This is a genomic window from Pedobacter sp. ASV1-7, from assembly GCF_040203335.1.
Classification (GTDB): domain Bacteria; phylum Bacteroidota; class Bacteroidia; order Sphingobacteriales; family Sphingobacteriaceae; genus Pedobacter.
In genome coordinates, this window is record NZ_JBEHBV010000004.1 from 260,098 (window position 1) to 286,539 (window position 26,442).

A 26,442-nucleotide genomic window follows, 5' to 3' on the forward strand; every position below is an offset into this window, starting at 1 on the left:
GAGAACACACAAATTTACCCCAACATACACACAAACACACAAATGAATTATTTTAATCGGGTTACGGCCAGAAAATTAAATGCCATTTTTATGCCGGAATACCTACAGCGTTTTAAGAAACTGAGCATCATTTTATTAATGATGTTTAGTTTTACCGAGGTGTTTTCGCAGCAGCCCGCAAAACAGGATCCTCCCCCTCCTTTGCCTACCCGACAGATTAGCGGTATCGTAAAAGACAGTACAGATTTAGGAGTGATAGGGGCAACTGTAAGCCTGACATCGGACAGAGACACCTTAAAAACTTCAACAAACAGCGATGGAATTTTTGTATTTAAGGAAGTTAAATCTGCTACCTATACATTAGTCGTTCAAAGTATAGGTTATGCTAAGTCGCCAGTTATGCGCTTTAAGCAAAATGACATGATTCCCAGGATCGTTATGGATCCAATAATGCTAAAAGAAGAAAAAAACCTCTTGAATGAAGTGGTAATTAGTGGAGCACCTGCGATTACTTATAAAACTGATACTGTAGAATACAAGGCTAGTGATTATGTTGTAAGAGCTAATTCAACAGTTGACGAGTTGCTGAAGAAGATGGAGGGAATGGAAGTTGGGAATGATGGTACACTTGTTCACCAGGGGCAAAATGTAACCAAGGCAAAGCTTAACGGAAAGGAATATCTTGGTGGAGATATTGCCAATGCTATAAAAAACTTACCAGCTGAGATTGTTGACAGAATTCAAATTGTTGATGATTATGGTGATCAGGCAGCTCGTACCGGGATTAAAGATGGTGACCCTGAAAAGGTATTGAACATTACTACCCGTACGGATAAGTCGGTGGGTAATATGCTTCGTGTTAATGGAGGCATTGGAAATAACAAGCGTTATGATGCAGGGCTTTTTGGTACACGTATTAATGGCAACCAGAATATTGGTGTAAATGCTAAATTTAATAATACTGTAAATGGTGTCGCCGGTGGGGGAGATAATGGTGGTGATAGCGGCGGAGGAAGAGGCGGCCGTGGTGGAAATCAGGGAAGCAGCAATAGCAGTGGGAGTGGGGGTACGACTACCTCTGGAAATGGTTCATTCAGTATCCGTGATAAAGTTGGTAAGAAAATAGAATATAACCTGAATTATGGTTTCTCTACTACCAGAACAAAATCATTGAATGATAGTTATTCTGTTACTCCAAACAGAGTCCGGGATACAGTTTCCGGTAGAGATTCGACAGTTAATACTTTTGCAAACAGTATCATTAATGGTGACAATATTTCCAGAAATCATAACTTAAGAGCGGAGATTGAGATTAATTTAGATAGCAATAACTTTTTACGTTTTGTTCCTACTTTTAAATATAGTCTTTCTGATAATAAAAGAAATTCAAACGTTAAACAGACTGGTTTTCTACACCAGCTTAGAGACGGTTTGAATTCAACCAAAAATACCAGGCCTCAATTGGGTGCCTCTGTATTTTATCAGCATATTTTTGCTAAGTCTAGAAGAAATATGTCTATACAGGCTGATTTTAATAGCAATGATCAGGATCAGGAAACGGAACAGGATATTAATATCATTTATTACTTAAGTCAGGACGAAACGGAAAAGCGAGACTCTGTGGTAAACCGAATTGTTGCGCGTAAAAATCTTCAGAATAATTATCGCGGTAGTTTTACTTATGTAGAACCATTAACCCTTAACACTCAACTGGAATTGAATGCACAGGTGAATTACAATGGATATGATAATACTGCAACAACCAGGAATATAATAAACGGAGGACCTTCAAATGTGATTGACTCTTTAAGTAATATTTATAATTACTCATTTACGCAAGGAAGATTGGCTTTGAATTACCGCTTTGGATTAAGTAACATGTCGAAAGTAAGATTCTCCTTAGGTGTAACTGCTGTTCCTACTTTATTATCTGGTACAAAGATGAGTTTAGGTACATCAACCAGTAGAAGTAGCTTTAATCTGATTCCAATTGCTCGTTTTGAATATTTGTGGTCTAGACAACAAAAGATTGCGATTAATTACTCTGGTAATGCCGTAGAACCTACATTTGATCAGATACAACCTGTGCGTGATGTCTCTAATCCTCAAAACCCTATTGTTGGTAACCCGGATCTGCTTTCTACTTTTGTTCATTCCGTGAATGCGAGTTATAATAACTACATCCCAAATTCAAAATTAAATATGACCTTTAATTTGAATTCTTCATTAACAGAAAATTCTGTTGTAAGAGATAACGTTCAAATCATAGATCAGATTTTGAAAGAGGGTGCCAGAAAGGATACAATCTATATTAGAGAGACAAGGTATTTAAATATGAATGGGGTTTATAAGGTTGGTGGAAACTACAATATCAGTAAACAACTTAACAACCGTAAGTATAATTTATCATTAAGTGGCTCGGTAAACTATGATCGTAGAATTTCAATGAATGCTTCTCAGCAGAATGTTAATACGGTGTTGACAATGGTAGAACGTTTTGGTCCAAGAATTAATCCTACGGAATGGTTTGAGATTAATCCTTTCGTTTCTTACAATTACACCAGATCTGAAAACAGTCTTGAAGGCTTCATTGATTCGAGAACAAACACACTTGCGTTAAACGTAGATGGACGTGTGTATTTATGGGATACTTTCTTGTTTGGATATAGTGCAAGTAAAAATTATGTGAGTGGTATTAATGCAAATGTAACTAGTAATCCGTTTGTAATAAATGCATATCTTGAAAAAGAGATGTTTAACCGTAGAGGAAGACTCACCCTTCAGGCCTTCGATTTACTGAACCAGAATAATTTCGTAAGTCGTGATGTTAGTCAGGATGGTGGTTATACAGATACCAAATCTAATGCCTTAAGTCGTTATTTCATGCTACGTTTTAGTATGAGACTGCAAAAGTGGTCTGGTGCTAAAGGAAAAGGTGGCAGAGGAATTATGCGCAGAGGAGACGGAAGCTTTATGTAAGTGGATAGTAAACTAAAAAGCTCTGTTGAATCTTTCAACAGAGCTTTTTAGTTATTAGAGCGTATTAATTAGTATAAATCATCATAAAAAGCTAAAGCTTCTGCATAGCTGGTAGCCAGGCCAGTTGCTGTCACTGCTGTTCCGATACTTACAATTCCTGTCCAGGGAGCAACGGCTCCATATCCACCCTGGCATCTGTAAGATACATTAGTAGCTACATTTGTATTGGTATTGCCCCCGAAAAGTATTTTCGTTCCGTCTAAACCTAATTTAGAAGACATTATTGCCCTTTTTGCTGCTACCGTGCTGCTTCCACTGCCTAGTGTAGCTGCATCAGCTGCACTAATTAAATGTGTTCTATCAGGGGGATTATATCCGCTATGATGAAAAACGAGGGCGTATCTTGTGGCTTGAGTACCTGAAGTACTATAACTAAAACTATTACTGGTGATCATGAAGCTGGTGCCAAATCTTTCATCTCCTGGATTTACATCATTGAAAACTGGTACTTCAACAAAAATTGGATTGACTCCAGTTAAATATGTTCCGGTTGAGATAAAGGTATTGCCATAAACAACGCCATGGGTGGAATTATTCCCTCTGAATCTCACAAAGGATCCCGCACAATCTGTAAATGTGTTGTTAATAACTTTAAGTCTTTTCACTCCATATGCGCCGTATATCATATGACAATGAGAATCTAATCCAACTTTTGAGAATACATTTTGCCTGACAATTATATTGTCTGAAGTATCATAATGAGCTCCTAAAGCACCATAGTAAACATTTGGCATATCTTCGAATCTACAGTAAGCTACCGTTACATTCTGGCTTCTTTGTATCGTAAGTGCATAATCGGTTACAGGACCCGTAAACTTTAATCGATGTATTAAAATATTTTTACAAGAACTTAATCCCATTAATTTGGCAATAGATCCAGTAATTATAGCAGAACCAATTGTATTACATTTCAATTCCAGGTTATTGGTTGTATGTCCGATGTTAGTTAAAGAAATCGTTGATGTTAAATTGTATGTTCCATCAGCAAAAACGATGTCAACAGGATTTGATTGCAGTAACGTTTGAATATTGGTCCAAAATGCAGTATTGAAAACTGTAGTGGGTGTTACATTAACAATCGTCGTTGCTAATAGGGAAAGCTCACTTGTTGATTTTACTCCACTTTTTAATAGTTGAGTGTCTTTGTCAGTTTCCTGCTTATCACAGGAAGAAAGGAAGATAAATGTTACTCCCAATAATAAAATGCTTTTTTTCATAATAAAGGGGTTAAATTGTTTAACTCTAATTTATATATTTTTTTTTCGTTAACGTACACAATTAATTTGTGTTTCTTTAAAGAGGTTAAAATAAGTGTTCTAGATATAAAATATCTAGAAAGGTATTCTAGGGGAATATAAATGAATGAAGAGGAGAATAAGTGTCTGGGGGAGGTAGGTGTATGCTCAAATTGGAAGTAGAAATCAAATCAATAAAAAAACCTTAAACATTTTTTAAATGTTTAAGGTTTTTTTATTGATTTACAATGCTATGTTTTTAGAATGAAAAATCGTCGTTATGACTCTTGTTTCCCACTCCTTCATGATTTTCAGAATATTCGTAGCGTTTTTCAACAACATCCTGATGGTTCTTGATGTATTCAACGGTTTCATTTAACCCCTCTGCAAACTTCTCAAAATCTTCCTTGTATAAGAAAATCTTATGTTTTACAAATACACCGTCCTCTAGCCTTTTCTTGCTCTCTGTAAGGGTTAGGTAATAATCTCCCGATCTGGTTGCTTTCACGTCGAAAAAATAAGTTCTTTTACCGGCCCTTACTTTCTTCGAGAAAACCTCTTCTCTCTCTTTGTTGTCAAATTCTCCCATGGTTGGTATTGATCTTGGTTTTTGGTTCGGGTAAATATAAACTAATAATTATTAAACTTCAAAATGAAATTAGTTAGTTTGATTCTCTTCTTCTAATAATTGGTTCTGATATATTTCAGAATAAGCACCACCAAGAGCCAATAGTTGTGTATGTGTACCTTGTTCTATGATTTGACCGGCATCAAGTACAATAATCTTATCTGCATTTTTTATAGTGGAAATTCGATGGGCAATCAAAATACTTGTCCTGTTTTTCATAATTCTGCTAAGATTATTCAGAATTTCTTCTTCTGTTCTTGTGTCTACAGCAGAAAGACAATCATCAAAAATCAATAAACGTGGTTCTTTAATTAAAGCTCTTGCAATTGATACCCTTTGTTTTTGTCCACCAGATAAAGTAATTCCCCTTTCGCCAAGCATGGTTTCAAACTTTTGTTCAAAATCAATGATATTATAATATACAGCTGCATCTTTAGCGGCAGCCTCTATCTCTAGATCAGTGACCTCATCCAAACCAAATGCAATATTGTTTTTTATGGTATCTGAAAATAGAAATACTTCCTGCGGGACAAAACCGATTTGGTTTCGGTAATCATTTAAATTTGCATCTTTTAATGGGGCGTTATCCACGCTAATTGAGCCCTTATCCACATCATACATCCTCATGATTAAATTAGCAAGGGTTGATTTTCCTGATCCCGTACGGCCAATGATAGCAACAAATTGACCTTGTTCAATTTCAAAACTTATATCTTTAATCGCCTGAATACCTGTGTCTGGATAGGTAAAGCTAACTTGATCAAACTTAATATTTCCGGCAAGCTGTGAAGTTCTTGTATTGTTTGAAGTGATGTCTGGTTGCAACTGTAAAAATTCATTAATGCGTTTTTGAGAGGCGGAGGCTCGCTGAATTAAAGTAGTTACCCAACCCAACATAGAAACAGGAAAAGTAAGTTGATTTACATATACAATAAATTCAGCAATGTTTCCTGGGGTAATGGAGCCATCTATTACTTGTATACCGCCAATATAGATGGTTAGAATAGTACTTAAACCCACTAACAATAGCATTGTTGGATAAAAGAGCGCTTGTATTTTAACAAGGCCCATTGCATTGTCTTTGTATCCCTGGCTTTCCTTTGCAAATATCTCTTGCGTGTAATTTTCTCTTACATAAGATTTTATCACTCTTATGCCTGAGAATCTTTCCTGTACAAAACTGGATAATTTGGATAGTTGTACTTGTATTTGCTCGCTTTTTTGGTTGATGAGTGTATTGACAAAGTAAATAATCAAAACCAGGATAGGTAAAGGCACCAAACACCAGATGGCTAATGTGACATTTACCGAAAACATGGCATATATAACCAACAAGAATAATACTGCTGTGTTAATGGTGTACATTATGGCGGGGCCAACATACATCCTAACCCGGTTTACATCTTCCGTAGCTCGGTTCATCAGATCGCCGGTATTATTGCGACGGTAGAAGCCAAGACTCAGTTTTTGGTAATGTGCATAAATCTCGTTTTTCATGTCAAACTCAATATGTCTGGACATTAAAATGATGGTTTGCCGCATAAAGAACAGGAAAAGCCCTCGTAATAAATAGAGCACCAATACCAGTAATCCAAAATAGAAAAGGCTTACACTAAATATATCGTATACAATAGATGCTCGTTCGAAACCATTAAACAGGCGGTAAATCTGTATGTTTTCGGTGATGAGGTTAAAGGCATGGCCTATTACCTGTGCTGGAATTACCCCGAAGATATTGGAGATAATCACAAAGAAAACCCCTGGGATAATCCACCATTTATATTTATAGAAATATTTATTTAAAAATCGGAGGTGCTTCATCAGGATGTAAAGTTATCCAAATGAACCTACTTTTTTTAAACTCTTTGGTTAAAACAATGTAAATAATGTTTTTTTATGCTAGTTTTGCGACATATCTGATAAACGAAATTATATGTCTGGGAATAGTTCTATTGTGAATTCAGTTTTAGATCAGTTGAGTGCATCGGGGCACAAGAAGGTCGTATTTTGCAACGATCCTGATACCGGATTAAAAGCCATTATTGCGATTCATGATACTACATTAGGTCCTGCTTTAGGTGGAACCAGAATGTGGAGCTATGCTACGGAGTCAGAAGCGCTGGAAGATGTCCTCAGATTATCAAGTGCGATGACTTATAAAGCTTCTATCACCGGATTAAATTTAGGTGGTGGTAAAGCTGTTATCATTGGTGATTCCAGAAAGGAAAAATCTGAAGCTTTGATGCGTAGCTACGGACGGTTTATTAAGAATCTGAATGGTGAGTTTATTACTGCCGAAGATTTAGGAACTACGACTAAAGATATGGAGTACATCCGCATGGAAACTAACCATGTGACAGGTGTGCCAGAATCATTAGGCGGAGCAGGTAATCCTGCACCAACAACTGCTAAAGGTGTTTATTTAGGAATCAAAGCTTGTGTAAAAGAAGTATTTGGAACAGATATGCTTGCCGGACGTTCTGTTGTTGTACAGGGGATAGGTAATGTAGGCGAACACCTTGTTGCGTTGCTAAGAGCTGAAAACGTAGAGGTTTATATCAGCGATATCAATGAGGAGAAACTACAACATGTTGCCCGCACTTATAAAGCAAAACCTATAAGTGCTGATAAAATATTCGGACTAGATGCAGATATATATGCACCCTGTGCATTGGGTGCAACTGTGAATGACAAAACGATCAACAAAATGAAGTTTGCCATCATCGCAGGTTCTGCAAATAATCAGCTTGCTGATGAAACTGTGCATGGACAACTGCTGTTAGATAAGGGAATATTATTTGCTCCGGATTATTTGATTAATGCAGGTGGACTGATTAGTTGTTATTCTGAGCTGACAGGCTTTGGTAAGAAACGTACAATGCAGCTTACTGAGAATATTTATAATGCAACAAGAGACGTTATAAAAATGTCTAAAACAGATAATATACCAACAATATGGGCGGCTAACCGTATTGCTGAACAAAGGATAATAGATATCAAAAAAATAAAATCATCATTTTAATCACCAGGTAATTTACCACTCGTTCTTACATTCATGTTAAATAGAAGGCACTTAAGAATTAAAGCTCTGCAAAATATTTTTGCTTGGCAAATGACAGACAAAAAAGATCTGGCAGCTTCAAAGAAGGCGTTAATGAAAAGTATTGACGACGTATACGAAATGTACGTTGGCATGCTTTCCTTATTAGTTGAGACTACAGAGTATACAGGTATAGATGCTATTGAGCGTTCTAATAAACACTTGCCTACAGCAGAAGATCTAAACCCGAATATGAAGTTGTTAAACAACAAATTCGCGGTTACATTAAAACAAAACCCTGATTATATTGCTGCAATCCACAAGTACAAGATCAACTGGATGGCTGATCCGGAGTTTGTAAAAGCTATTTTTAACACATTAAAAGTTACTCCCGAGTACGCTGCATATCTGGCAGATGAAGACAATAGTCTTGAAGGTTCTAAAACAATCATCAAGTTCATCTTCAGAAAAATCATCCTTAAAAGTCACAATATCATTCAGGCATTTGAAGATAAGTTCATCAACTGGTCTGTGGATAAAGAAGTGATGCAGGGAATGGTAGCTAAGACAATTAAAAATTTTACCTCTGAAGATCCTTTTAAAAATAGTCTGACTCCAATCAGTCAGGATTGGGAAGAGGACAGTAAATTTGTTCAGGACCTATTTGCATATACCCTTAGAAACAATAAGGAATATCATGAATTAATTGCCGAAAGAACAAAAAACTGGGAATCAGAGCGTATTGCATTGATGGATACAATTCTAATGAAAATGGCCATCTGCGAGTTGTTAAATTTCCCTTCAATACCAGTAAAGGTAACTATAAACGAATACCTTGATTTATCAAAAGATTACAGTACACCGAAAAGTAATTCGTTTATTAACGGTATCTTGGATAAAATTTTAGGCGACCTTAAGAGAACTGATAGTATTCATAAGACAGGTCGTGGATTAATAGAAGAATAACAAAATGAAGAGAATCTTTGTATTGGCATTGTTAGCTGTATCATTTGCAGCTTGTCAGAATTCTGAAAAAAATAACAGGACAGCAGGTAATGCTAATGAATTAACAGTAAATGCTGGTCATGAAGCCATTCCTGATGGCGAAGCTGCAGTAATGAGCTTCGAAAAAGAAAATTATAACTTTGGTAAAATTTCCCAGGGTGAAAAGATTTCTTACAGCTATAAGGTAAAAAATGTCGGTAAAAGTCCTTTAATTATTTTAAATGCTACTGCAACTTGCGGTTGTACAGTACCTGAAATACCTGCTGCACCAATTAAACCTGGTGAAGAAGGAGAGATTAAAGTGGTGTTTGACAGCCAGGGAAAATCCGGAGTGCAGGATAAAGTGATCACTGTTACCTCGAATGCAACCCCGAATATTGCTAGTTTACATTTAACTGGCGAAATTAATTAAGAATCAAATTAATATACAATTTATATAATAGAATATGATATCAACAGTAATTTTGCAAGCCCAGGGAAATGGTATGTTAAGTACACTTATACCAATGGTTTTAATCATGGTAGTGTTTTACTTTTTCATGATCAGACCTCAGGTTAAAAAAGCGAAAGACCTTAAGAAAATGGTTGAAGCTTTAAAAAAAGGAGATAAAATTGTTACCACTGCAGGTATTCATGGCCGTATTGCAGATATGAATGAAACTACATTTTTAATTGAAGTTGAAGGCGGTACAAAAATCCGTTTTGATAAAACAGCGGTATCATTGGACGCTACTAAAGCAGTTGCTCCTAAAACAGAGGACACTACAAAAGCATAATCTCTGTAAAAACTTATCAAAAGTCTGTATCTCTCGGTACAGACTTTTTTTATGGATGGCCTCTTCGTAATTATTTGTATTTTTACATCGATGCCCTTTATAAAACTGACAAAAGTAGAGCGTAAACGAATCCTCGTTTTAACCACCTGTATGCTTATAGCAATTGCAGCATGGTTGTTTATGGCATTAGATAATAAATATCCTTATACTGTAAAAACTGTTTTAAAGTATAATAATATTCCGCAGAAAAAGGCTTTCCACCCATTGCAATCAGATACAGTAGATTTAAAGGTAGAGGGAACTGGCTGGCAGCTATTGTTTTCCCGATTAAGAATTAAACCTCAATCTATATCTATCAGTCTTGAAAAGTTAAATAATAGAAATTTTATTCTTTTTTCTGAGCAATTGTATAATGTTAATGATCAGCTCGAAACTTCACAAAAGATCATATCTGTAAAACCGGATACGCTATATTTCGATTTTTCTGAGAAAACAGTGAAAAGAGTGCCTGTAAAGCTGCAGTCTGAAATTGGGTTTGTAAAGCAATACGGAATCTCAAATCCGATTGAAATTACTCCGGATTATGTAACTATTTCTGGTCCTGAAGAAGAATTACATAAGATCAAAGAGTGGAAAACAGATTCGCTTACTCTTGATGATATACAGTATACTTCAAAGAAAGTAGTTCCAATGATGCAGAGTAAAATGAAAAATGTTAGCATTTTTCCTGCAAGTGTTGAAGTGAAAATTCCCGTTGATGAGTTTACCGAAAAGGTTTTGGAAATTCCACTTAAGGTGATTAATAATAGGGAATATTATAGTGTGAAATTGTACCCAAGAAAGGTAAAAGTTACTTTTTTGGTAGCACTGTCTAAATATAGCCAGGTTAATGAAGAATTTATTGAGGCCGTGGTCGATATGAACGAGTGGAAAGAATTAAAACATAATAAACTAAGGGCTAAGGTGGTTCGTTTCCCTGATTATTGTAAGATGATTTCAATTACACCAGGGAAAGTTGATTTTATTATAGAAAAGTAATGTTGAAGATAGGGATAACAGGAGGAATAGGAAGTGGAAAAACAACCATTTGCAGGATATTTGAAACATTAGGGATACCGGTTTTTTATGCAGACACGGTTGCCAAGCAGATCATGGTGACTGACGAAATCTTGATAAAAAGTGTTAAAGAGGCTTTTGGAATAGAAAGTTATACAAAGGATGGAGTTTTAAATAATAAACACATCGCAGGTATTGTGTTCCATAATGCTAAGGAACTGGCCAGGTTAAATGAACTGGTGCATCCAGCAGTATTCCGTGCATTTGATGATTGGGTAAAGCAGATTCCTCAATCTGTTCCATATATATTAAAGGAAGCAGCACTTTTATTTGAAAGCGGATCATACAAAATGTGCGATCAGAATTTACTGGTTATTGCACCTGAAGAAGTGAAAATTCAAAGAGTAATGCAACGTGATGGTGTAACAGCAGAACTTGTAAAGGCACGGATGGACAAACAGATGTCTGATGAAGAGAAAACAAAAAAGGCTGACCATATTATTTATAACAACGAAACAGATTCATTGATCATTCAAGTGACAAGGTTACATCAACTGTTTTTAAATATTTCTGAATGATACTTGATGATTTTATAGTATTAAACAATACAGGTTTGTTTTGTAGTTACGGGGATTTTTATTTAGATCCTAAAGAGATTGTGAAAAATGCTGTGGTTTCTCATGCACATGGTGACCATGCGATTGGTGGTAATTTAAATGTGTTTTGTACTGAAGCTACTGCTTTGTTCATGAAACACAGATACAGGAAGTTTGCTGGTAATGAATTTCATATTAAAGCTTATCATGAAGTTTTTGATTTGAATGGTGTTATGATAAGTTTTATACCAGCTGGCCATATTTTGGGTTCTGCCCAGGTGTTAATGGAATACAGAGGGATAAAATACCTTTATACCGGAGATTATAAATTGCAGCCAGATAAAACTTGCGAACCTATTGAGTTTGTGGAGGCTGATGTGCTGATTACAGAGACTACTTTTGCTGATCCTGATACACAACATCCAACTGCAGAAGAAGAGATTTTAAAATTGAACGGTACAGAAACTAACATTATGCTAGGAGCTTATGCTTTAGGTAAGTGTCAGCGACTGATTAGTTTAATGAATGATCATTGTCTAGAAAAAAGGATTTTGGTACACCATAGTATGTTATCTTTTGTTAAAATATATGAGGAGATGGGGGTCAATCTGGGGAGGTATGAAATGTATGACCGCAAGGTGATGAAAAACAATCCCACCAATATGGTGTATTTAGTTCCTCCAATGGTGTTTAGAAGTTATTTTAAGGCCATTAATGTGATTAGAGTGTTTGCAAGTGGATGGAAACATTTACAGAATAACAATGGAATCCAGTTGTTGATTTCTGATCATGCGGACTGGAATGACATTCTTTTTACCGTTAAAAAGGTAAAGCCATCTGAGATATGGACGAATCATGGAGATGGAATACAACTGAAAAATCACTTTGAAGGAAGTTTGGTCGTTAAATTGCTAAACTGATGATTGAAGGGGATGATTATTATTTTAACGATGAGGGTTTAATGGTGTTCACTAAAGTGTATCATCTGAAACGAGGATACTGTTGTAAAAATAAATGTAAACATTGTCCCTGGAATTATGGCAAAGTAAAAGGGAAAGACCCTAATGATGGTAAACAACAGAAATAATGGATTTGCAGAAAGAATTAAAAATTTCCAGGTTTGAAAGTGCACATCAACAGGCTATAGTTAATGTATTTTTTACCTATAACTGGTGTAATACTCATATGAAAAAGACAATGTCTCCATACGACATTACGATACAGCAGTTTAATATTCTAAGGATCTTAAGGGGCCAGAATCCTACACCTTGCAGCGTAAACACGTTGAAAGAAAGAATGCTGGATAAGATGAGTGATGCTTCAAGGATTGTGGATCGTTTGGTTCAAAAGGGCCTTGTAATGAAATCAACCAGTGCAACAGATAAACGTTCAGTAGATGTCGTAATTACCAGAAAAGGCTTGTTGTTACTTAAACAGATTGATCTGGAAGTAGATTTATCTGCAATGGTGGCTCCTAATTTGTCGATTGAAGAAGCCACTCAATTAAACATGCTTCTGGATAAATTAAGAGGTTAGTGCGCATGGCCGCTATGCCCTGAGGTATAAAAACCAATCAGGGCAATTCCAACACCACATAATACCGCAATCATTTTACGTTTACTTACCTTGTGGTCAACGCTGGACTCAAACAAAATTGTGGTAGAAATATGTAGGAAAATACCAATTACAATACCCATAATCTTATTAAAATAAGCTTCAACACCTCCAATACTTCCATTACTTAAGCCATAGCTTACGTAAAAACCTAGTGGTGCCATAGCAGCAAATATGCTGATATAGAAAATCACACTGTTTCTGTTAAACTTACTTTGAAGCAGGATACTTGCAAGCGCAAAGGCTGCAGGAATATGATGTAGTGAAATACCATAAATTAAAGCATTATGTTGATCTTTTGCCAAAGGCATGCCTTCAAGAAAAGCATGCAGGCATAAGCTGATCATAATTCCATAAGGAAAGGCTTTGCTATCGTTGTGTTTGTGGATATGTCCATGTTCAACGCCTTGAGAGAATTGTTCTAACAGGATCTGTAGTAAGAAACCGATAAGTATAAATATCCCGATATCATGATGATCTGCTCCACTATATGCTTCTGGGATGAGGTGTAATACTGTAATTGCAAATAAGTACGCACCACTAAAGGAAAGAATTAACTTTAGTAATTGTGATTTGTCACTTTTAACTAAAAAGATTGCTGTGCCCCCTAAGAAAGCACTAAAAAATAACATGACTAGTTTCCAGATTTCCATTCTGATTGTGGTTGTATTTTTTTATAAATTTTTGATGTAATGAGGCCTATAGCAGTACCCAGAACTGCTCCAACCATAGTATCTACGGGGTAGTGTACCCCAACATATATTTGAGAGAAAGAAATGATAAATGCCCAGGCCAAGCCAATAGGGAGGATCGGTTTCCATTTGTCATAAAAAACAAAAATCAGAAATATTGCAATTGCAAAGTGATTGGTAGCATGAGCAGATGGAAAGCTATATCCACTTCCACAAGGTACTCGACGTATAATCTCGTCAACTAATGTGATTTCATTACATGGTCTGATTCGGGCAAACAGAGGCTTGATAATTCTTGAAGCTAGCATGTCGCCCATTGCAAAAGTTACCAGCATCATGCCGATGATATAAGCACCTTTTTTTTTGTATTCAATAAAACAAAAAATGATAATAAATAAATAAAGCGGAGCCCAAAAATATCGGTTGCGCATTAAAGGTAGTAGCCAGTCAAAGAACGGATTGGCCATTCCTCTATGGATTTTTAGAAAAAGCTCTACATCAAAGTGCTGTAAGCTCTCTATCATGCTTTTTTACAAATTAAAATTAAACGCTCAGATTTGTTTTCGTCAAATTCTTCCAATGAATAGCTTCCAAAGGTCGCGCTAATCTGCAACCCACTTTTTGCAAGCATTCTTTCAAAATCTGCTAGTTCAAATGCCTGGACACGCTCTTCGAAGGCATAAGGTTTACCACGGTGCTCAAAATTAATGTGCTTAATGATTTTGCCATTAGAGACAAACTTATTGAGATGGAATTCAATTCCTTCAACAGTTTTAATCTCGTTTTGAGTAAGATTCTTAATAATCTTTTGCGTATTGAAGTAATCTAAAACCAAGGTGCCATCTGTCTTCAAGCCTTTTCTGAAAGATTTTAAAGCATTTACATGATCTTTTTCAGTATCGAAATAACCAAAACTGGTAAAAAGATTCAAGGCAATATCAAAGTAATTGATAAAGCATAGTTTCCTCATGTCATGAACAAAAAAGTGTAGGTGTTTTTGTTCAAACTGTTGCGCATATTTAATACTTTGTTCTGAAAGGTCTATTCCTGTTACATCATAACCCTTTTTATTCAGATAAATGGCATGGCGACCTCTTCCGCAAGCAATATCAAGTATTCTTGAATTTGCTGTAGGTTTTAAATAGACCGAAAGGTTGTCAATTAAGTATTCAGCCTCTGCATCATCACGTTGGCTATAAAGAATGTGATAATAGGGAGAGTTGAACCAATATTGAAACCATTTACGCTGCATAGAGACAGTATTTTTGATGTTTAGAAAAAGACAAATATAGTGTTTTGCTCTGCAACAGATGATAATAATTATATAGTAAATGCAATTTAAGTGCATTTGTGATAATAATGACCAAAGTTAAATATTGGTTCTCTGTTTTTTTCTTATTTTTGGAGCAAACTCTATAACTTCTATAACTTGACACTAATAAAATCAATCTCCGGTATCAGGGGCACAATTGGCGGCATTGCCGGCAATGGTTTAACGCCCATAGACATTGTTAAATTTACTGCAGCATACGGCTCATGGGTAATCAACAGAACCAATATAAAAAAGATAGTTCTTGGTCGCGATGCCAGGATCTCTGGTGAAATGGTGAATAACCTGGTCATCGGAACTTTGCAAGGATTAGGTATTGAAGTGATTGATTTGGGGCTGTCTACGACACCTACAGTTGAAATTGCCGTTCCTATGGAAAAAGCTGGTGGAGGTATTATTTTAACTGCAAGTCACAACCCAAAACAATGGAATGCACTTAAATTATTGAATGATAAAGGTGAGTTTATCAGTGATGCAGATGGAAAGGAAGTGTTGGAGATCGCTGAAAAGTCTGAATTTGAATTTGCTGATGTTGACAGTCTTGGTAAAGTAACCAGTAATGATACTTATCTGCAAAAGCACATTGATATAATACTTGATCTGCCACTTGTCGACGTAGAAGCTATAAAAAAAGCTAATTTTAAAGTAGCAATTGATTGTGTTAACTCTACAGGTGGGATATTTGTACCAGCTTTATTAAAAGCACTAGGTGTAGAAACTATTTATGAATTATACTGCGAGCCTGATGGGCATTTCCCACATAATCCAGAGCCTTTGCCTGAAAACTTAATAGAAATTGCAAAGGTTGTGCAAAATAAAAAGGCAGATTTGGGTATTGTCGTTGATCCAGATGTAGATCGTTTGTGCTTTGTTTGTGAAGATGGAGAAATGTTTGGTGAAGAATATACACTTGTTGCGGTGGCTGATTATATTCTTAAAAATACACCAGGGAATGCTGTTTCGAACCTTTCATCTACAAGGGCTTTAAGAGATGTGACTGAGCTTTCTGGTGGGGAATATCATGCATCTGCGGTTGGAGAGGTTAATGTGGTAAACCAAATGAAAGCAACAAATGCGGTGATCGGTGGAGAGGGAAATGGCGGTATTATTTATCCGGAATTACATTATGGACGTGATGCTTTGGTAGGCATTGCTTTGTTTTTAACTCATCTGGCTAAATTTGAGAAGCCTATTTCAATGTTGCGTAAAAGCTATCCTGAATATCATATTTCCAAAAATAAAATTACTTTAACTCCTGAAATGGATATCGATGCATTGTTGATTAAAGTTCAGGAAAAATATAAAGATCAACCGCATAGTACGATTGATGGATTGAAAATTGAATTTGATAAGGAGTGGGTTCATTTGCGTAAATCAAATACTGAGCCTATTATCCGTATTTATAGTGAAGCTGGTACCGAAATAGTAGCCGAAGGTTTAGCCATAAAAATCATTTCGGATATCAAAGAAATATTAAAACTGAATTAACAAAAAAACTAACTTATTATAATGGAACGGGTTTATTTAGATAATGCCGCCACCACTCCTTTGGATAAGGATGTGATGGCGGAGATGATAAACGTGATGAGTAATTATTACGGAAATCCATCTTCAATTCATGCCCAGGGCCGAGAAGTTCGTACTTTAATAGAAAAAGCGAGAAAGACAGTTGCCGGACTTTTAAATGCTACTCCTGCTGAGATTTTCTTTACTTCTGGCGGTACAGAAGCTGATAATACGGCTATTCGTTGTGGCATTGCTGCTTTTAATATTAAACATGCAATTACGTCTAAAATAGAACACCATGCAGTAGAACACACCTTTGATATGTTGCTACAGCAAGGTATAATTGATAAGTTGAGTTTTGTCGATATTGATGAAAAGGGAAATGTCGATTACAACCATCTGGAAGAATTACTTAAGAACAACGATCGCTCTTTTGTATCCCTGATGCATGCCAATAATGAAATAGGTACTTTAACAGATATAGAAAGAGTAGGGGATATATGTGAAAGTTATAATGCTATATATCATTGTGATACAGTGCAGACAATGGGGCATTATATTCATGATGTAAGAAAGCTTAAGGCTCACTTTATTGTTTGTGCTGCACATAAATTACACGGACCTAAAGGTGTAGGATTTCTGTTTGTAAACCACACCGTAAAAATCAGTCCGATGATTTTTGGAGGAGCACAGGAACGCAATATGCGTGGTGGTACAGAGAATGTTTATGGAATTGTAGGATTGGCTAAAGCACTGGAAATGGCTTATGCAGAAATGGAGAAACATCATAGCCATATTCAGGAGTTGAAAACATACCTGAAGGATAGTCTTATTGCAACAATTCCTGATATAACTTTTAATGGAGAGACTGACGCAGACAAAAGCTTATATACAGTATTAAATGTTTCTTTCCCGGCAATGGATTTGGCAGATATGTTACTGTTTAATCTTGATATAAATGGTGTTTCTGCTTCTGGAGGTAGTGCTTGTTCGTCAGGATCTAATATTGGGTCTCATGTGCTTACAGGTATAGGTACTGATCCAAACAGACCTTCTGTACGTTTTTCTTTCAGTAAATATAATACCAAAGCCGAATTGGATTATGTAGTGGAAAAGTTAAAGGATATTGTTGATAAAAATGTAACAGTTTAATTCAAACACAAGAAGGGTCAGAGTTGTTTATGATATAACAAATAGGGTTTGTTATGATAAATACTTTTGATTATGAAAACGATAAAAAAAGCTGGGGACAAAAAAGAAGTATCTAAAAAAAAAGGCTCGATAGACGAAGCACAAGAAAGGCATGCTCACAGAAAAACTGTTTATAAAGAAACGGAAGATCTGATTAATGAAAAGGAAATAGATAGTGGCGATACTTCTTCTGTTGTGGATATGGGGAGAAATGATTTCGTGATCAGACCGAAAAGAAAGAATAGGCCACTAGGATCAAGTCATGAACCCGGAATTCTACCCAGTAGGAGTCAAGATATATAACCAAAAGTAAAAAAGAAGAGTTTGTGATTACACAAACCCTTCTTTTTTACATGAGTCAAAATCTTAGTTATTCATCATTTTAATGAATGCTGCCAGTTTAGCTTTCATTGCTCTTCTATCAACAATAAAATCTAAAAATCCGTGTTCCAGTACAAACTCTGCAGTCTGGAAACCTTTAGGCAAATCTTTTTTAATCGTTTCTTTAATTACCCTTGGGCCAGCGAAGCCAATTAAAGCACCAGGTTCAGCAATATTGATGTCTCCTAACATAGCATAAGAAGCAGTGACACCACCAGTAGTAGGATCAGTTAATAAGGAAATATAAGGGATTTTTGCCTGACTCAGTAATGCTAGTTTAGCAGATGTTTTAGCCATTTGCATCAATGAAAATGCAGCTTCCATCATTCTTGCACCTCCTGATTTTGAAATCATCAGGAAAGGTACTTTGTGCTTAATACTGTAATCAATAGAGCGGGCAATTTTTTCTCCTACTACAGAACCCATAGAACCACCAATGAAATTGAAGTCCATACAGGCAATTACCAGGTCTTCACCTTCTATTTTACCATGAGCAGCTCTGATAGCATCTTTTAAACCAGTTTTATTCTGACTCTCAATCAATCTGTCTGTATATTTTTTGCTGTCCGTAAAGTGCAACGGGTCACCTGATGTCAGGTTACTAAATAATTCTGTAAACTGATTGTTATCGAACAATACTTCAAAATACTCTTTAGAGCCAACTCGCAAATGATAATTGCAGTATTGACAAACATATTTATTTTCTACAAGGTCAGCACTGTGTAACGCTTTCTTGCAATTCGGGCATTTGTTCCACAAACCATCTGGTGCCTCTTTCTTTTCTTCCGTTAATGTACTGATACCTTTTTTTTCTCTCTTAAACCAAGCCATGTTATTATTGAAAAATACGAGTACAAAGAAACGAAAAAAAATTAGAACAGTTTAAGGTAGTTTAGCCTAAATTAATTTGCCCAAACTTATATTTTTCATAACTTCGGCTAATCTAAAATTAAAAATAATGAGTTTAAAAGGCTATAAAGGCGTAATTTACGGAGATGCTGTTCAGGAACTGTTTGAACAAGCTAAGAAACATCAATTTGCTTTACCGGCAGTAAACGTTACAGGTACTAATACGATTAATGCGGTTATGGAGACTGCAAAGGCTGTTAATTCACCTGTTATGATCCAGTTATCAAACGGAGGTGCGCAGTTTTATGCAGGAAAAACATTAAACAATGATAATTTAAATGCATGCGTATTAGGGGCGGTATCAGCAGCTAAGCATGTTCATTTACTTGCAGAACACTATGGTGTTGCAGTTGTATTACATACTGATCACGCTGCAAAAAAATTATTACCTTGGATTGATGGATTGTTAGATCATGGCGAGAAATTCTTCGCTGAACATGGTAAACCACTATTTTCATCGCATATGCTTGACCTTTCGGAAGAGTCTATCGAAGAAAATATTGAGATTTCTGCTAAATATTTAGCTCGTATGGCTAAAATGGGTATGACTATCGAAATCGAGCTTGGTGTAACTGGCGGTGAAGAAGATGGTGTAGATAATTCTGATGTTGATAGTTCTAAATTGTATACACAGCCTTCAGAAGTAGCATATGCTTATGAGGAACTAAGTAAAGTAAGTGATAAATTTACAGTTGCAGCAGCATTTGGTAATGTACATGGTGTTTATAAACCAGGTAATGTTAAATTACAGCCTGTAATTCTTAAAAATTCACAAGAATATATTCAGCAAAAGTTTGGTTTAACAGCTGAAAAACCAATAAACTTTGTATTCCATGGTGGTTCTGGTTCTTCTCAGGAAGAAATCAGAGAAGCTATTTCTTATGGTGCAATCAAAATGAATATCGATACTGATATGCAGTGGGCAATGTGGGAAGGTATTCTTGATTACTATAAAGCTAATGAAGCTTATCTTCAGGGACAGATTGGTAACCCTGAAGGTGACGATAAACCAAATAAGAAATATTATGATCCACGTGTTTGGTTACGTAAAGGTGAAGAGCAATTTGTTAAGCGTCTGACTCAGGCATTTGACGATTTAAATTGCAGAAACGCAAGCGATAAATTGTAATCTAATTATAACATTACGTAAGCGCCATAAGGATAAACCTTATGGCGCTTTTTTTGTGCTAGGCTTATAAGCCTGAATAGACAGGAAGATAAATGTATTCAAATGGAAAAACGTAACCATAAACTTTTTGAGCGTTTCGCTAATGCAGCTACAATATTTACAGGTAGTTCTGCTGCTTTTCTTGCCGCGATTGCCATTGTAGTTATATGGGCCCTAAGTGGGCCGGTGTTTGATTATTCGGAAACCTGGCAACTGGTGATTAATACAGGAACGACTATTATTACATTTTTGATGGTATTTTTAATTCAGAAAGCACAAAACAAGGATGGGAAAGCCATTCAGTTAAAGTTGAATGAATTGATTGCAGCACATGAAAGGGCTAGTAACAGGATGGTAGACATTGAAGATTTGTCTGAAAAAGAATTGGATCAATTGCACAAATTTTATGTAACATTATCACAACTATCTAAAGAAGAAAGTGATATTCATTGTTCCCATTCTATAGATGCAGCAGCGGAAATTCACGAAAGAAAAATAAAAACTACAAAAAGCCATGGAAGCACTGTTGGTAAACAAAATCAAAAATAAGGAAGAACTGGAAAAAGCTTTTGCCATTAGAAGAAAAGTATTCGTTGATGAACAGAATTGTCCACCCGAACTGGAATGGGAAAATGAAGAGGAGTCTGTTCATTTCCTCGCAGAACTTAACGGTACAGCTTGTGGCGCTTGTCGTTGGCGTAAAACTGACCTTGGTTATAAGCTTGAGCGGTTTGCTGTATTAAAGGAATTTAGAGGTAAAAGGATAGGGCAGGCATTAATGGCTGCAGCACTGGCTGATTTGCCTGATGATGCTCGTTATATTTATTTGAACGCCCAATTACATGCCTTGCCTTTATACGCTCGCTTTGGTTTTATTGCAGAAGGAGAACAGTTTGAAGAAGCGGGAATTCAACACTTTAAAATGGTGAAAAAGAGTTAATTAAATACTTTGGCAGAGAGGCTAAGCGCTTCCTGCCATTTTTCTATATTAAGGTTTAATAGCTCACCTTTTGTGTTTAAGTAACTAATCAGATCTTCTGTTGCCATGTTGCCTGTTAAGTCGTCTGTAGCCATCGGACAGCCTCCAAAACCTTTTAGTGCACTATCAAAACGTCTGCAACCACTTTCATAAGCAGCTTGTATCTTTTCAAACCTGGTATAGGGAGTGCTGTGTAAATGTAATCCAATTTCAACTTTCGACTGAGCGGAGTGTTCAAGTGAATTACCTGATTCAAATTTCTTAATTAGTGCGGGAACAATCTCTTTAATCTTTTCAGAAGTAGATACACCTGTTGTATCTGATAAAGCAAGAATTTTTACACCATGACTAGCTAATTCATCTGCCCATTTTTCTACAATCTCTACATTCCAGGGATCTCCATAAGGATTGCCAAAACCCATTGATATATATATAACTGCCGTTTTATTATGTTCATCGCATAAAGTCAAGAGTTGTTTTATAGTATCTACAGATTGGACAATGCCTGAATTTGTATTGCGCTGTTGGAAAGTTTCAGATATCGAAAATGGGAAGCCCAGATAACTAATCTGTTCGTGAGCACAGGCTTCCTGCGCACCTCTTAAATTAGCTACAATAGCCAATAGCTTTGATTTTGTATTGCTCAGGTCAAGTTTTGATAAAACTTCTTTTGTATCACGCAATTGGGGGATGGCTTTTGGAGAAACAAAACTTCCGAAATCGATTGTATCAAAACCTACTTTTAATAGTAAATTGATATAGGCTGCCTTTAGATCTGTATCTATAAAATCATGGATACCTTGCATGGCATCTCTGGGACATTCTATAAGTTTAATCGGTTTTTGTAGCATTTGCATGATCTAACTCTTTTATACTTTTATTTTTAAAAAATGGTCTTATGATTAGCCTTGTACCGCGGTCATAACTAAAGTAACTCCAAACCCAATTTACAAATACAACCAGTTTATTTCTAAACCCAACTAGTGTCATTAAATGCACAAACATCCAGGTAAACCATGCGAATACTCCCTGGAACCTGATCTTATGCAAGTCCACAACAGCCCGGTTCCTACCAACAGTTGCCATAGTTCCTTTATCATGATATTTGAATGGCTCTACAGGCTTTTTATCTATAATGTTTACCAGATTCTTAGCAAGTAAAGTTCCCTGTTGTATAGCAGCAGGAGCTACGCCAGGATGGCCATTTGGAAATTCTTCAGTGATCATAGCTGCAACATCTCCTATAGCATAAATATTATTGTAACCCTCAACCAGATTAATCTCATTTACTTTTAATCTGTTCCCTCTAACTATTATTTCTGTATTTATGCCATCTAACACAACACCTTTTACACCGGCCGACCAGATTACTGTGGAAGAGGGGATTTTTTGTCCATCTTCCAGACTTAAAGCATTTCCATCATAGCTTTTTACACGGGCACTGTTCATGATGGTTACCCCAAGCTCGCGTAAAAAGTCTGCAGATTTTATTTGAGATTGTGTAGACATAGCTCCAAGTAACTCTGGAGATCCTTCAATAAGGTAAATATTTACATCATCAATATTTAATTCCGGGTAGTCATTTTTTAATACATGTTTCTTCAACTCTGCCAATGCACCAGCTGTTTCTACTCCGGTAGGGCCGCCACCAACTACTACAAAATTTAATAGTTCAGCTCTTTCTACCGGGTTAATCTCAATTTGTGCTGCTTCAAGATTTTGGAGAATAAGACTACGTAAGTTTAAAGCTTCAGGAATTGATTTCATTGGCATCGCATTATGCTCAATTTCTGCATTTCCGAAAAAATTACTACTTGTTCCCGTTGCCAATACAAGATGATCATATTCTATAGTTCCTATCGATGTTTCTATGATGTTCTCGCTAGAGCGTACATTTTTTACTTTTGTTACTCTAAAAGTGAGATTTTTTTGTCCTTTAAAAATCTTTCGTAAAGGAAAGGCAATTGAATCGGCTTCTAATCCACCTGTAGCAACTTGATAAAGTAAAGGTTGGAAAGTATGATAGTTATGCTTATCCAGCATCATTACTTCCACATCTGCTTTTTTTAACTTTTTTGCGAGTTCAATTCCCCCAAATCCGCCTCCTACAATTACAATTCTTTGTTTAGCGCCTTTCGGAAAATGTTGATTCATAATCTTGGGTTTGAGTAAATATACATATAACAACAAAAGGCATCCCAAAAAGGATGCCTTTAATTATTAATATGATGTAATTAAGAAGTAATTATTTTTTTGATTTGAATTTTGCCTCACCTAAATCCAATACAATCGGAGTAGAGATACATAATGATGAATAGGTACCAATAATACGACCAATTAATAAGGCAAATATAAATCCTCTGATACTGGCGCCACCGAAGATAAAAATTACTAACAATACAAAGAATACAGTTAATGAAGTTAGAATAGTACGACTTAACGTGCTGTTTAATGCAAAGTTGATTAGCGTTTCTCTTTCTTTTCCATGAAGATCTTCTTTACCTTGTTGTGCTAACTTTTCACGAATCCTGTCAAATACTACAACTGTTTCAGTCATAGTATAACCCATTACTGTAAGAATAGCAGCGATGAAATCCTGTCCAATCTCAAGGGAGAAAGGTAATACACCGTCTAAAATAGTATAGAATGATAATACTAGTAAAACGTCGTGGAATAACGCGATTACCGCACCTAAACCATAGTTTACTTTCTTAAACCTTACTACGATATAGATAAACATTACTAAACAAGAGAATAAGATAGCACCGTAAGCACTATATAGAATGTCACTCGCGATGATCGGACCAACTTTCTCATTACTCACAATGTTATATTTTACTCCTGTTTTTGATAAACCATCTTTTAAAGCCGATTCAACAATTTTATCTGCTTCAGTATCAGTATCAGTAATATGGTAGGTAGTAGTGATTTTTAATTCATGATCGCCACCTGCCGTTTTTACAATTGTTTCAGACTCAGGGAATACTGCAGTTAATTTTTCTTTAACATCCTCAGTCTTCATGCCCTGATCGAAGTGAACAATATAAGTTCTACCTCCTTTAAAATCGATACCTAAGTTTAAACCACCATGTTTGAAATAGAAGATTGTTCCTAAAACAATAATTACGGTTGAAATGATATAATATAACTTTCTGTGTCCAACGAAGTCGAATGCGATATTTTTAAATGCATGTATGGTATGTTTATTACCAAACGAAATGTTAGCTTTTTTATCCAGTAAAGTATCAAATACTAAACGTGAGATAAGTACAGCACAAAACAACGATGATAAAATACCAATACAAAGTGTCGTTGCAAATCCTTGAACCGGACCGCTACCGAATACATATAGGATAACACCTAATACCAAAACAGTAACGTTTGAATCGATGATTGAAGACATTGCATGCTTAAAACCTTCGCTGATTGCTAATGGAGTAGATTTACCTAAGGTTAATTCCTCTCTTACACGTTCAAATATCAAAATGTTAGCATCTACTGATAAACCAATTACCAATACGATCCCCGCAATACCTGGTAATGTTAAAACAGCACCGAGTGATACCAATATTCCCATGATGAAGAATAAATTGATCACCAATGCAAGGTTCGCAACCCATCCAGCTTTGTTATAATACAAAGCCATAAACACAAGGATTACGACGAATGCAAGAACAAACGATAATAAACCATTGTGGATCGCTGCTTCACCTAATGAAGGACCAACTACGAATTCACCAACAATTCTAGCAGGAGCAGGTAATTTACCAGCCTTTAAAATGTTTGATAAATCTTGCGTGTCATTTTGCGTGAAGTTACCTGTGATGGAAGAAATACCGTTAGGAATTTCATTTTGCACTGTAGGAGCAGAATAAACTGTGTTGTCAAGAACAATAGCAATTGCTTTTTTATTGTTAGGATCAGCAGAAGCCTCTGCAGTAATTTTTTTCCATTTTGCAGCACCATCAGCAGTCATGTACATGGTTACTTCAGGATGTCCTTTCTGATCAAAGTCATGACGTGCATCGCTGATGGCTTCACCACCTAAATCTGGTTTGCCATCTAAAGAGGTAACTTTGATTGCGTATAATTCAAAAATCTTACTTGGTGTTTGTGCACCAAGATCAGCTGGCTTAACACTCCACATAAATTTATATGTCTGAGGAATGATAGATGCAATTTCTGGTCTTTTGAAGAATGCGTTTACTTTTGCAGTATCTTTTTGTGCAACCCATCCTACAACTGGTCCCGGACGCAATGAAGGCTGACCAGTTTCTGACTGATAAGTAGGAATATTTAATACAGCGAATAATGGATTGGATTTAGAAAGCTCCTGATTTTTTAAAGCGGTTGAATCTTTTGTGTCTGCTTTTTTAGCTAAACCTGCTAATTTACTGCCAGTTTTTGCAGCCGTGTCAGTACCAGTAACAGTTGTTGTATCTTTTAAAGTTGTAGCTAGTGTCTTGTTAATGTTCTCCAAAACAGGATATACTTCCTCGTTTTGGTAAACTTGCCAGAACTGTAATTCTGCAGAACCTTGTAATAGTTTGTGAACACGTTCTTTATCTTGAACACCTGGCATCTCAATAAGGATACGGTTTGTGCCTTCTTGTTTCTGCATGTTCGGACTCACTACACCAAAACCATCAATACGACTTCTGATGATAATGAATGAGCGGTCGATTGCACTTGTTGCCTCTTTTGATAAGAAGTTCTTAACTTCAGAATTACTGGCATTAGGTTTTAACAATTTTGCATTGTCCTGATTAGAGAAGAAATCTACCAATTGCTTGTTTGGCTCCAACTTCTCGTATTCGTTTACAAATAAAGAAACGAAATCTTTACCACCAGCATTTAACTGTTGCTGAGCAGTCGCTAATGCTTTATTAAAATTAGCATCATCTGTATTTCCTGCTAATGATTTAACTAATTCACCTAACGATATTTCCATCGTTACGTTCATACCACCTTTAAGGTCTAATCCAAGGTTTATTTCTTTTGCTTTACAGAACTGATAATTAAAACCTAAAAGCGGATAAACGGGCACAGTGGCCATCGAATCTAAATATGCTTTTTCCTTTTCTACATCTCCTTTAGCGTAAGCCTTTGCGTCTTTTTCAACCTTCGAGGTAACAAAGTTGAATGAGAGAGAGTACACACAGACAATACCTAATAGTATTGCCATAAATTTAATAAAACCTTTACCCTGCATTTGTTTGTAATTATTAGTCTATATATGCTATATATTTTTTTAACAAGTCGGCAAATCTAATTATTTTTTTAATTAATAGGCTACC

Annotated in this window: 26 protein-coding genes; 16 read left to right on the forward strand and 10 right to left on the reverse strand. The window is 36.0% G+C overall.

From position 1 onward, the window contains the following. Positions 1-42: 42 nt before the first annotated feature. Positions 43-2,979: an outer membrane beta-barrel protein gene (locus ABDJ41_RS11450; protein WP_349786142.1), complete on the forward strand. Its 2,937-nt coding sequence runs from the start codon at positions 43-45 to the stop codon at positions 2,977-2,979. 68 nt (positions 2,980-3,047) lie between these two features. Here ABDJ41_RS11450 and ABDJ41_RS11455 read toward each other — a convergent pair whose 3' ends face one another. From ABDJ41_RS11455 to ABDJ41_RS11465, 3 genes are all read right to left on the reverse strand, one after another. Then, a complete protein-coding gene (locus ABDJ41_RS11455) occupies positions 3,048-4,256 on the reverse strand; it encodes a right-handed parallel beta-helix repeat-containing protein (RefSeq protein ID WP_349786143.1) in 1,209 nt (402 codons plus the stop codon). 277 nt (positions 4,257-4,533) lie between these two features. Continuing rightward, the gene (locus tag ABDJ41_RS11460; protein WP_349786144.1) at positions 4,534-4,863 is read right to left on the reverse strand and encodes a DUF3276 family protein; all 330 of its coding nucleotides are present in this window, start codon (positions 4,861-4,863) and stop codon (positions 4,534-4,536) included. A gap of 69 nt (positions 4,864-4,932) precedes the next feature. Further along, positions 4,933-6,723, reverse strand: coding sequence for an ABC transporter ATP-binding protein (locus ABDJ41_RS11465; RefSeq protein ID WP_349786145.1), 1,791 nt, complete (start codon positions 6,721-6,723; stop codon positions 4,933-4,935). 112 nt (positions 6,724-6,835) lie between these two features. On the opposite strand from ABDJ41_RS11465, the gene ABDJ41_RS11470 reads away from it, so the two are divergent. The 9 genes from ABDJ41_RS11470 (at position 6,836) to ABDJ41_RS11510 (ending at position 12,911) form a co-directional block, all read left to right on the forward strand. Then, entirely contained in the window at positions 6,836-7,924 is a 1,089-nt protein-coding gene (locus ABDJ41_RS11470; protein WP_349786146.1) for a Glu/Leu/Phe/Val family dehydrogenase, read from the forward strand. A 90-nt stretch (positions 7,925-8,014) separates the two neighbouring features. Beyond that, positions 8,015-8,908 (forward strand): transcription antitermination factor NusB, encoded by an 894-nt coding sequence (gene nusB / locus ABDJ41_RS11475; RefSeq protein ID WP_349786147.1) that lies wholly within the window; start codon positions 8,015-8,017, stop codon positions 8,906-8,908. A gap of 4 nt (positions 8,909-8,912) precedes the next feature. Further along, on the forward strand, positions 8,913-9,359 hold the full coding sequence (locus tag ABDJ41_RS11480) for a DUF1573 domain-containing protein (RefSeq protein ID WP_349786148.1): 447 nt from the start codon (positions 8,913-8,915) through the stop codon (positions 9,357-9,359). A 34-nt stretch (positions 9,360-9,393) separates the two neighbouring features. Beyond that, entirely contained in the window at positions 9,394-9,723 is a 330-nt protein-coding gene (gene yajC / locus ABDJ41_RS11485; protein WP_349786149.1) for a preprotein translocase subunit YajC, read from the forward strand. A 150-nt stretch (positions 9,724-9,873) separates the two neighbouring features. Continuing rightward, a complete protein-coding gene (locus ABDJ41_RS11490; protein WP_349786150.1) occupies positions 9,874-10,761 on the forward strand; it encodes a CdaR family protein in 888 nt (295 codons plus the stop codon). After that, positions 10,761-11,357 carry a dephospho-CoA kinase gene (gene coaE, locus ABDJ41_RS11495; RefSeq protein WP_349786151.1) on the forward strand — a complete coding sequence of 199 codons (597 nt, stop codon included), beginning with the start codon at positions 10,761-10,763 and terminating at the stop codon, positions 11,355-11,357. The genes ABDJ41_RS11490 and coaE overlap by 1 nt, the downstream gene beginning before the upstream one ends. Beyond that, positions 11,354-12,295, forward strand: coding sequence for an exonuclease (locus tag ABDJ41_RS11500; RefSeq protein ID WP_349786152.1), 942 nt, complete (start codon positions 11,354-11,356; stop codon positions 12,293-12,295). Before coaE ends, ABDJ41_RS11500 begins: the two co-directional genes overlap by 4 nt. Next, entirely contained in the window at positions 12,295-12,462 is a 168-nt protein-coding gene (locus tag ABDJ41_RS11505) for a C1orf53 family protein (RefSeq protein WP_349786153.1), read from the forward strand. The genes ABDJ41_RS11500 and ABDJ41_RS11505 overlap by 1 nt, the downstream gene beginning before the upstream one ends. Further along, positions 12,462-12,911 (forward strand): MarR family winged helix-turn-helix transcriptional regulator, encoded by a 450-nt coding sequence (locus ABDJ41_RS11510; protein WP_349786154.1) that lies wholly within the window; start codon positions 12,462-12,464, stop codon positions 12,909-12,911. The genes ABDJ41_RS11505 and ABDJ41_RS11510 overlap by 1 nt, the downstream gene beginning before the upstream one ends. On the opposite strand, the gene ABDJ41_RS11515 is transcribed toward ABDJ41_RS11510, so the two are convergent. Genes ABDJ41_RS11515 through ABDJ41_RS11525 form a run of 3 tightly spaced genes read right to left on the reverse strand, consistent with a single transcriptional unit; the run spans position 12,908 to position 14,933 of the window. Beyond that, entirely contained in the window at positions 12,908-13,642 is a 735-nt protein-coding gene (locus tag ABDJ41_RS11515) for a ZIP family metal transporter (protein WP_349786155.1), read from the reverse strand. The genes ABDJ41_RS11510 and ABDJ41_RS11515 overlap by 4 nt on opposite strands. Next, the gene (locus ABDJ41_RS11520) at positions 13,624-14,205 is read right to left on the reverse strand and encodes a phosphatase PAP2 family protein (protein ID WP_349786156.1); all 582 of its coding nucleotides are present in this window, start codon (positions 14,203-14,205) and stop codon (positions 13,624-13,626) included. The genes ABDJ41_RS11515 and ABDJ41_RS11520 overlap by 19 nt, the downstream gene beginning before the upstream one ends. Next, positions 14,202-14,933, reverse strand: coding sequence for a class I SAM-dependent methyltransferase (locus tag ABDJ41_RS11525; RefSeq protein WP_349786157.1), 732 nt, complete (start codon positions 14,931-14,933; stop codon positions 14,202-14,204). The genes ABDJ41_RS11520 and ABDJ41_RS11525 overlap by 4 nt, the downstream gene beginning before the upstream one ends. Before the next feature lie 177 nt (positions 14,934-15,110). Here ABDJ41_RS11525 and glmM point away from each other — a divergent pair, with 177 nt between their 5' ends. The 3 genes from glmM (at position 15,111) to ABDJ41_RS11540 (ending at position 18,011) form a co-directional block, all read left to right on the forward strand. Next, positions 15,111-16,499 carry a phosphoglucosamine mutase gene (gene glmM / locus ABDJ41_RS11530; RefSeq protein ID WP_349786158.1) on the forward strand — a complete coding sequence of 463 codons (1,389 nt, stop codon included), beginning with the start codon at positions 15,111-15,113 and terminating at the stop codon, positions 16,497-16,499. 21 nt (positions 16,500-16,520) lie between these two features. Further along, positions 16,521-17,669: a cysteine desulfurase family protein gene (locus tag ABDJ41_RS11535; RefSeq protein WP_349786159.1), complete on the forward strand. Its 1,149-nt coding sequence runs from the start codon at positions 16,521-16,523 to the stop codon at positions 17,667-17,669. 72 nt (positions 17,670-17,741) lie between these two features. Then, entirely contained in the window at positions 17,742-18,011 is a 270-nt protein-coding gene (locus ABDJ41_RS11540) for a hypothetical protein (protein ID WP_349786160.1), read from the forward strand. A 63-nt stretch (positions 18,012-18,074) separates the two neighbouring features. Here ABDJ41_RS11540 and accD read toward each other — a convergent pair whose 3' ends face one another. Continuing rightward, the gene (gene accD, locus ABDJ41_RS11545; RefSeq protein ID WP_349786161.1) at positions 18,075-18,920 is read right to left on the reverse strand and encodes an acetyl-CoA carboxylase, carboxyltransferase subunit beta; all 846 of its coding nucleotides are present in this window, start codon (positions 18,918-18,920) and stop codon (positions 18,075-18,077) included. 127 nt (positions 18,921-19,047) lie between these two features. Here accD and fbaA point away from each other — a divergent pair, with 127 nt between their 5' ends. The 3 genes from fbaA (at position 19,048) to ABDJ41_RS11560 (ending at position 21,106) form a co-directional block, all read left to right on the forward strand. Next, positions 19,048-20,127 carry a class II fructose-bisphosphate aldolase gene (gene fbaA / locus ABDJ41_RS11550; protein ID WP_349786162.1) on the forward strand — a complete coding sequence of 360 codons (1,080 nt, stop codon included), beginning with the start codon at positions 19,048-19,050 and terminating at the stop codon, positions 20,125-20,127. A gap of 102 nt (positions 20,128-20,229) precedes the next feature. Next, positions 20,230-20,715 (forward strand): low affinity iron permease family protein, encoded by a 486-nt coding sequence (locus ABDJ41_RS11555; RefSeq protein ID WP_349786163.1) that lies wholly within the window; start codon positions 20,230-20,232, stop codon positions 20,713-20,715. Beyond that, positions 20,681-21,106, forward strand: coding sequence for a GNAT family N-acetyltransferase (locus tag ABDJ41_RS11560; RefSeq protein ID WP_349786164.1), 426 nt, complete (start codon positions 20,681-20,683; stop codon positions 21,104-21,106). The genes ABDJ41_RS11555 and ABDJ41_RS11560 overlap by 35 nt, the downstream gene beginning before the upstream one ends. Here the strand turns inward: ABDJ41_RS11560 and ABDJ41_RS11565 are convergent. The 3 genes from ABDJ41_RS11565 to secDF form a co-directional block, all read right to left on the reverse strand. Continuing rightward, complete coding sequence (locus ABDJ41_RS11565) at positions 21,103-22,002, reverse strand: hydroxymethylglutaryl-CoA lyase (protein ID WP_349786165.1); 900 nt, start codon at positions 22,000-22,002, stop codon at positions 21,103-21,105. The two genes, ABDJ41_RS11560 and ABDJ41_RS11565, sit on opposite strands and share 4 nt — an antisense overlap. After that, positions 21,977-23,299 carry an NAD(P)/FAD-dependent oxidoreductase gene (locus ABDJ41_RS11570; RefSeq protein WP_349786166.1) on the reverse strand — a complete coding sequence of 441 codons (1,323 nt, stop codon included), beginning with the start codon at positions 23,297-23,299 and terminating at the stop codon, positions 21,977-21,979. Before ABDJ41_RS11570 ends, ABDJ41_RS11565 begins: the two co-directional genes overlap by 26 nt. 91 nt (positions 23,300-23,390) lie before the next feature. Continuing rightward, a complete protein-coding gene (gene secDF / locus ABDJ41_RS11575) occupies positions 23,391-26,357 on the reverse strand; it encodes a protein translocase subunit SecDF (RefSeq protein WP_349786167.1) in 2,967 nt (988 codons plus the stop codon). Between the last annotated feature and the right edge of the window lie 85 nt (positions 26,358-26,442).